Source organism: Pseudodesulfovibrio halophilus DSM 5663, assembly GCF_059568665.1.
On record NZ_JCANTV010000007.1, the window covers coordinates 1 to 1,668 of the forward strand.

The window sequence follows — 1,668 nt, forward strand, 5'->3', positions numbered from 1 at the left end:
TAATTGCGTTGTCAGAAAATCCTGACAATCCAAGGGATTAGCGAAAGGTCAAAAATAAATTTACCCCAGAAAAAGGTGTATAGAAAAGGGTTTTTAGCGCAAAACAAGAGGCTGAGGGAAAAATTCACCCCAGCCTCAAATGTTGTAAAAAATAAGCAACAGGCATCCACCTGTGGTAAAATTGAAGTTGAAAAGACAAAAATCCTACCCAGGGAGGGATGCCTGTTATGGCTATTATACCACAAATTAAGCTATTTGAGTGGACAGAAATACAAACAATTGGAGATTTAGTTCGTTTACGGCTGGTTCTGGATTACATGCCAGACGAAGAGTTAATGAGGACCCTTGAGAGAAACCGGGGCAAAGGGAGAAACGATTATCCGGTTCGGGCAATATGGAATTCCATACTAGCGGGTATTGTGTTCCAGCATGAGAGTGTGGAGAAGTTACGGCGGGAACTGGCCCGCAATGGACAATTACGAGAGCTTTGCGGGTTTAATGAACAAGTACCGTCGCCCTGGGCATACACCCGGTTTTTAAAGGCACTGATGAAACAGGAGAAATTAATAGACGAGATGTTCGATAAAATGGTGAAGCAATTGTCAGAGATGTTACCGGACTTTGGCAAGAACCTGGCTATGGACAGTAAAGCAATTTCATCATTTGCCAAACACAAAAATAAAAAGGGAGAAAGAGACGGTCGCCGGGATACAGATGCGGACTATGGCAGGAAGGAATATAGAGGGGTGTACGAGAACGGTAAGGCATGGGAGAAGATCGTGAAATGGTTTGGGTACAAACTGCATCTGATAGTTGACGCGACCTATGAACTTCCGATAATATTCAGTTTAACGAAGGCGTCGGAGTCTGACATAAAAGAGGGGCATCGAATGCTGGAACGGATGGAGGAAAAGCAACCAGAAATACTCAAGAGGGCGGAAACCATGGTAGCAGATAGAGGGTATGATGATACAAAACTAATAACAAAGTGCTGGGATAAATACCGAATAAAGCCTGTTATTGACATACGTAACTTGTGGAGAGATGGGGAAAAAACCAGGCTACTGACCAATTACAAGAACGTGGCCTACAATTACAAGGGCAATGTATATTGCTATTGTCCGGAAACCGGAACGCAACGAGAAATGAGTAATGGTGGTTTTGAAAAAGACAGAGGGACACTAAAGAAGTTATGTCCGGCAAAGCGATACGGAATCAAGTGTCAGGGAATGGAACAGTGTTCAGTTAGTCAGGGAATACGTATACCGCTAGCGGAAAACCGACGGATTTTCACGCCGATCGACCGTGCAAGTTATAAGTGGGAAAAAGAATATAAAAAACGCACAGCAGTAGAACGGGTAAATAGCAGACTCGATGTATCCTTTGGATTCGAACAGCATACCATTCGGGGCATGGCCAAAATGAAGCTGCGGTGCGGACTGGCCCTATGTGTTATGCTAGCAATGGCGATAGGGCGAATTCGGGAAAATCAGGCAGAGAAGATGCGGAGCCTGGTAGCTTAAAAAGGAGAAGAAAAGCATCTCTAATATGGGCAAAAAGTTACAGGCCGGATGATTAAGAAGTCATTTTAGGGCTAGTGGGATTAGTGCGCCCTTTTTTAGGATTTAAAAAAAGAGAGATACCATTATCCTTGCTAAAGAACTGAAT

Annotated in this window: 1 protein-coding gene; it reads left to right on the forward strand. The window is 43.6% G+C overall.

Features of this window, described 5'->3' with window-relative positions; translation table 11 throughout:
- Positions 1–227: 227 nt before the first annotated feature.
- Positions 228–1,523: a transposase gene (locus BR24_RS02095; protein WP_107758343.1), complete on the forward strand. Its 1,296-nt coding sequence runs from the start codon at positions 228–230 to the stop codon at positions 1,521–1,523.
- Positions 1,524–1,668 lie beyond the last annotated feature (145 nt).

Bases quoted from the DNA above. Each gene is read 5' to 3' on its own strand.
- BR24_RS02095 (WP_107758343.1), top strand. From the start codon at position 228: ATGGCTATTATACCACAAATTAAGCTATTTGAGTGGACAGAAATACAA.